At 41.0% G+C, this 3,105-nt stretch carries 3 protein-coding genes; all 3 read left to right on the top strand.

The genetic code is table 11. The features are described 5' to 3' along the window. Positions 1-333: 333 nt before the first annotated feature. Complete coding sequence (locus AMET1_RS07725; RefSeq protein WP_086637915.1) at positions 334-1,383, top strand: NAD(P)/FAD-dependent oxidoreductase; 1,050 nt, start codon at positions 334-336, stop codon at positions 1,381-1,383. A gap of 97 nt (positions 1,384-1,480) precedes the next feature. Next, positions 1,481-2,920, top strand: a complete 1,440-nt coding sequence (locus tag AMET1_RS07720; RefSeq protein WP_086637914.1) for an oligosaccharide flippase family protein — start codon at positions 1,481-1,483, stop codon at positions 2,918-2,920. Then, positions 2,917-3,105: hypothetical protein (locus tag AMET1_RS07715; protein WP_143406906.1), on the top strand; the 189-nt coding region annotated here is incomplete at its 3' end. The genes AMET1_RS07720 and AMET1_RS07715, both read left to right, overlap by 4 nt.

Here is a 3,105-nt window from a genome sequence, read left to right as displayed (position 1 = left end):
CACAACATACTACAACCTCGCGTTCCCAGAAGGAGTCAGTCCAGGAGACAACGAACCAGAAGTAGGAGACGTAATATACGACAAATTCGAAGTAGCATACAAAAGCCCCGAAATTATTGGAGGACCCTTCGACGGAAGCGCAATAATCGTATACGAAGTAATATACGACTAAAAATAAGGGGGTTCAACCCCCTTCAAAAAAATTATTTATAAAAGCCATTCTGGTATTAATCTTAACATATCTTTTTATTTTTTTGTTTTTATTCGGAAAATTAAAATCCATTGCCAAAGAATCTTCTATCTAAATTTAAATCTTTAGTTGGTGGTTTTGTTTTGATAAGTAGTGTTGTTGTTGCTGGTGGGGGTTTGTCCGGTTTATTGGCAGCCCGATATATAAACAAGTTGGTTCCTACGGTCGATGTACGTGTTTTTGAACGTAGAAGTAGAGGTAATTACCGTGTTGATTGTGGGGAGGGTTTTATCGACTTTAGAGGTGTTTTAAGCAGAGTTATTAGTGAGGTAAGGCCTTTCATAAGGTCTGAAGTTAGTGAGTCGGTCTGGAGGTTCCAATATGATGGGGGCACCAGAAATGTGCGTATTGAGCATGATGATTTTTTCTGGATTATCGATAGGCTGGGTTGGCAGAAAAAGATCTTAAAGGATATCGAGGGTGAGGTGGATGTTGTTTTCGGTGAGGAGGTTGAGATCGATGATTTTAGTTGTGACCTGGTTGTTGACGCTCGAGGGCCGAGTTATAAGGTTGGAAGCGCAGTCTATGGTGTTTATGAAGGCAGTTTCGATAGTGTTTTAGGTAAGGCGGTTTTTGACTATAGAGAGAGGTTAGATGGATATTACTGGATCTTTCCGATGGAAGAGGGTCGTGCCAACATTGGTTATGGGGGTTTCGGGGAAGATATAGGTAAAAAGAGGTTGGATAGTTACGTTGAAAGCCTACCGCTTAATATTGATTCAAAAAAGAAGTCTGGTGGGGGTTATTTAGACTACACATACTACCTGAAGGACGTACACGGTAAAAAAACCGGCTTGATCGACAGGCGTGATGGAGGTTGGATAGCTAGAGTTGGCGACGCAGCAGGTATAGTCAACCCACTCATCGGTGAGGGAATAAGCGGTGCTGTGTCAACTTCATACCAACTTGCACGGGCTATCAAACAAAACGACCTGGATAAATACCCCGTTTGGGTCAAGAAGGAGAACAAACACAGTATATCCTTAAGTATGGCTAGACTTAGAAAGAAAAAATACAGTAGGTTCGTAGAGAGATTCTCTAAATTAGATGGAGTTAAAGCAAGCCACTGCTACTCAGTACCAAAATTCATGTTTAGACATCCAATACGCTCAATAAAATTCCTTATAGCTTAAGAACGACGTTAAAACCTAAAAACCAATATTAACCCATGGTTTTTTGATTAAAAATAATATTGTTTAGAGTTATACTATGGGTGGTTTGTAGTAGGGAATGGTAAACCTAATGAAAATAGCAAAATCCTCAATCGGTGTCTTCTTAATCAAGATGGCTATCACCCCTATAGGGTTCATTGGAACCCTATATGCAGCGAGGGTTGTAGGGGCCGACACACTAGGTGTGTTCTACCTATTCACAGCCGTAGTTTCTGGATTGTCTTTATTTCTATCTTTCGGTATTGGTAGTGCTACAACAAAACGTATCAGTGAGGGAGAAGAACAGGGTGAGTTCCTGGGCGCAGCCTTCATGATGAACCTAACCCTTTATGGATTCACCACGCTACTACTAATAATATTTAGAGAAGAAATAATCGGTTTCATAGGCTACGAGCCGGCCTACTACTTTATATTCATAGTATTGCTGTTCAAGGTATTCAAAAAACCGATTAGTTATGCTCTTAAAGGCGAGAGAAGGGTGGCGACCGGTAAATCACTATCGTTAATAAGTGACTCCGTTAAGGTTTTGCTGTGGGTTGTCCTGCTGACGCTTGGAGCCGAGGTACTGGGTTTGATAGTTGGTTATGTTGTTGGCTATCTAGCTGCCTTGGTTGTTGGAGTTGGCTTGATAACTATCAAGATGAAATTGCCATCTAAAAGGCATTTTAAGAGTATATTCGATTTCTCTAAGTACAGCTGGCTGGGTTCGGTAGAAAGCAAGGCTTTTTCATGGACCGACACAATCGTTCTCGGTTTGTTTGTAGCGCCGGCATACATCGGTATCTATGAGGTTGCCTGGAGCATATCACACCTTTTTTATGCAGTTGCCAGTGCCATCGGTGCTGTATTGTTCCCAAACGTTAGTCATCTGGCAAGTAAGGGCAAGGTAAGTCAGATACGAGATATAATTGAAGAAGCCTTGATTTATGTGCCTATCATTGCGTTCCCCGGTCTTGTAGGAGCCCTGTTGGTTGGGGAGGGCGTTCTCAGGATATATGGTGAGGAGTTCGTTATAGGCTATATTGTACTCTCTATATTGATTGTTGCTAGAATTGCAAACACATTCAAATCGGTTATCACCAAGGTCATAAATGGCTTGGATAGACCTGACCTATCTTTCAGGGTTTACTTTGTCTTTTTAGTCCTCAACTTATCTCTAAACTTCCTTTTGGTATATCTGATTGGGTGGGTTGGAGCCGCGATAGCAACCACATTGTCTATAGGGATAGCTATGTTGTTGTCCTACAGGTATCTTGATATGTTGATCGGTGTTTCAGTTCCATGGAGGGAGTTGGGTAAGGAGGTTGGATGTGCCTTAGTGATGGGCTTAGTTTTATATCCACTTGCTGAATATATGGCTCCCCTATACATTGTTGAGACAATTTTTCTAGTGGTTTTAGGTGCTTTGATATACTTTGGCTTGCTGTTTTTGGTTAGCCCTAAAATTAAAAACAAGTTAATTAGTCTTTCTAGAAGCATAATCACGGATTATCTATGACTTTATATTTTCTTGATATCTCTCCTACTGCCCGGAATAGGGGTAAACTGTGGGTTGGAGCAGATGTCGCAATGGCTTTCTCGATAACTGTGGCGACTTTGATAGCCTATTATTATTTGAATAGGTTGATAAGTATTAAATTGCCTTTTAGAGAGCTTGGTAAGGAGGTTTTCGCTGCTTTAATT

The sequence above is a fragment of the Methanonatronarchaeum thermophilum genome (genome assembly GCF_002153915.1).
Lineage (GTDB): Archaea > Halobacteriota > Methanonatronarchaeia > Methanonatronarchaeales > Methanonatronarchaeaceae > Methanonatronarchaeum > Methanonatronarchaeum thermophilum.
The sequence above is the reverse complement of the archived record's forward strand: the minus strand, read 5'-3'. Positions and strand labels throughout refer to the sequence as shown.